At 61.3% G+C, this 3,071-nt stretch carries 2 protein-coding genes; one reads left to right on the forward strand and one right to left on the reverse strand.

The annotated features are described in order from the left end of the window. The first annotated feature begins 130 nt into the window (after positions 1-130). Positions 131-1,705: a DNA polymerase gene (locus RIL96_RS13200; protein ID WP_310549476.1), complete on the forward strand. Its 1,575-nt coding sequence runs from the start codon at positions 131-133 to the stop codon at positions 1,703-1,705. A 910-nt stretch (positions 1,706-2,615) separates the two neighbouring features. Here RIL96_RS13200 and RIL96_RS13205 read toward each other — a convergent pair. Beyond that, the coding region (locus RIL96_RS13205) for a transposase (RefSeq protein ID WP_310549477.1) at positions 2,616-3,071 on the reverse strand (456 nt) is incomplete at its 5' end.

The following is a 3,071-nucleotide window of genomic DNA, read 5'->3' on the forward strand; positions in this document are numbered from 1 at the left end:
CCATAGTCCCTATCCTCTCTGCTCAACAGATCGGAACAAGACCCAGGACGGTTCAGTGCTGGCCTTTGATCTGCCCGCCCTTGAGAGGTACCACGGGTTAGATCTCGGGAATCTAGTAGAGCATCACCGGGTGATCGATACCCATTTGGTCGCCCGTCAAAACGATCCTCCTCTCTCGGGTAAGAGCGACGTGCGTCGCTACAACCTCGAGGCTCTCGCCCAGAAGGTTCTCGGTGAGGGAAAAGTCGCCTCCGAGGGGACCTCGGTGTTGAAGACTCTGGCCAAGGAATTCGGCGGTTTCGACAAGATCCCCACTGATCATCCGGACTACATCCGGTACCTCATCCAGGATGTGGAGCTGGTGCGCGAGCTGTCCAAATCCCTGGTGGTCGACGACTACGTTCTTCGGGAGCACAAAGTCCTGTGGCGGCTGAGTCACATCACCCGTCAGGGCTTCAGAGTTGATCTGGATCTTGCTAAGGCTCTGATTGCCCAGCGTGAGACACGGACTGAGCAGCAGAAGCAGAAGCTGCACGAAGTCTATGGCCTGCCGATGGGCGGTAAGAAGCCTCACACCACTGTGGCAGGCAGGGCTGCTCTGGAGAAGGCCTTCGCGGACCTGGGCGTGCAGCCTGTTCGGACGAAGACCGGTGAGGTCGCCACAGGCAAAGACGCGATGAATCAGATGATCGAGGAGCACAGCGATTATCCGGCCGTCGTGGAGCTGTGTCAGACCCTGCTGGCTTTCAACGGAGAGCGCTCCACCGCGCAGACGATCCTTCAGAACACCAGATCTGATGGGCGGATTCATCCTGAGGTCAGTGCAGCCCAGGCAACCGGCCGGATCTCTGTGACCAAACCTGGCCTGACTGTGATGGGTAAGCGGGACCGGTCTAATATCGTCGAGCGAGCCCTTCTGCTACCCGATGAGGGTCACGTGCTTATCAGCGCGGACCTCGGACAGGTTGATGCCCGGGCAATCGCGATGCACGCCCAGGATGAGGGTTACATCGCGGCTCTGGAACCGGATAAGGATCTGCACTCGGAGATGGCAGCCGCAGTGTTTGGCTCCGAGGGTTGGGTTGGTGCCGGCAAACATCCTCGTCGCTCTGAGGCCAAGGCGATCACCCATGCCACCACCTATGGGATGGGGGCGGCTGGTTTGGCTCAAGGAGCAGGGATATCGCAGGGAGAGGCTGCGATGCAGCTGGCTTCCCTGGATGAGAAGTTTCCCGCCCTGGCTGCCTGGAAGAGGTGGGTCCGAGAAGAGGGCAGGAAACAGATCATCGCCAATGCCTTTGGCCGGCGCATGCGGGTCGCGCCTGGGAAGGAGTATACGCAGGCTCCCGCGATGATCGGCCAGGGCACCGCCCGTGATCTGATGATGGAAGGCCTGCTGCGACTGCCGCGGTGGCTGCTGCCGAGCCTGCGCGGCATTGTCCACGACGAGATCGTGCTCTCAGTGCCTGAAGACCATGCTGAGGAAGCTGAAGCGGCCGTGCTGGAAGCTCTCCAATTCGAACACCGCATCACCGACGAGGCTTCGGCTGTGGCAGTCACGGCAGAAGCCTCAGACCGTGGCCGGGACTGGCTGGACTGCTACCGGAGTGAGGCGGGATGGCCTGAGGTCGCCCGGGAGCACCGAGACCAAGATAGCTGTGAAGACCCCGCCTGCACGTGGCACAGAAGACCGGTGGCTGCCTGATGGTTTCCTGGTACGACTCCGTGGTGGACATCGTCAAAGAGAACGAGCGCGAAGACCGTCGGGCCCGGTACAAGGAGACGGGACAAGCCATCACCAGCAGACCCCGCGGGCCTCGCGTTCACACCGGCCCCCTCCACAGTCTGAGAGCGGCGAAAGCGCCGGGAAAGAAGAACGAGGAAGTGGACACTGTGACAACTACTATGCCTACTGCCCTGTCTCCCGCACCCACTGGTGACTTGTCGCTACTGGTATTCAGGAACGAGCTGGAGGAGTTCGCCGGAACGTGCCCCTGGTGCTTCAGGCCTCTGAGCTCGCTGGTGCCGGAGGTGTGCGCTTGCACTCGATGTGAGGGATGCGGAGAGGTCAGCTGCATCTGCAACAGCTGCGACTATCGCATCCAGAGCGTGTTCGTCGCGTGCTATTGCGATCCCGGTGGGACTAGCTCCTGGTGTGAGTGCCAGCGGTGCAGTCCGAGCTGCGAGGACGTCGGCGACAGCGAAACCTGTATCGCTTGCAGTGGCGGGTTGCCCGTAGTCCCTGCAGATCCCCACGTGGGGCAGGAACGGATCCACATGGACTGTGAAAAGTGCGGGGATGACTGCTGGTGCGGTCAATGCAGAGTGATGCGGTTTGACGACTACACCGGCGGCAGCGATGTGTGTGGAGCATGGTTGCCCTGTGGGTGTGGGAACTGTGAGCGCGAGGGACGACCCGAGTCGGACTGTCCGTCGCCGGGACTTTGCACCGAGCGACACAGACCCGGGCTCTGACACAGAGCCACATCCATTACCCCGTTAGCTTGTAGGTGGCCTCGGAGTCCAGAAGGATGAAGGGGTTGGCCGGTCCGGTTCCTGGGCATGATCGTTTGCCCCCAGTCATGTGATGATCCGGGGGGACTCTTCTATGTCTGTCAAACCGCATTCGCAGCTGTGGCTGAGGCGTTCAGTGTTCGGTGGACGCGGCGGGCAAGGTAGCGCTTAAGGCAGCGGCGGATCTCTCGGTCGGTGCGCCCGGTGGCACGTCGTTTCTCGGCGTACCTGCGGGTCTCTGCATCATGGGTCATCCTCGATATCGCGACCATGTGCAGGGCGCTGTTCAGGGATCTATCACCGCCGCGGTTCAGTCGATGTCTGACCGTGTTCCCGGACGAGGCGGGGATAGGGTTGACCCCGGCTAGGGAAGCGAAGGCTGCCTCATTGCGGACTCTGTCTTGGTGGGACCATGCGGTGAGGCACTTCGCGGCAGTAATCGCTTGGAACCCTTTCTCTTCCAGCAGGGGCGCGGCCTCGCTGGCTTTGACCAGCTCATTGAGCTGCTTCTCGTTGGCGGTAAGCTGTTGGTCCAGGTCCAAGACGTGCTTGGCCAG

Origin of the sequence: Nesterenkonia aerolata (assembly GCF_031470965.1) — a bacterium.
GTDB lineage: Bacteria > Actinomycetota > Actinomycetes > Actinomycetales > Micrococcaceae > Nesterenkonia > Nesterenkonia aerolata.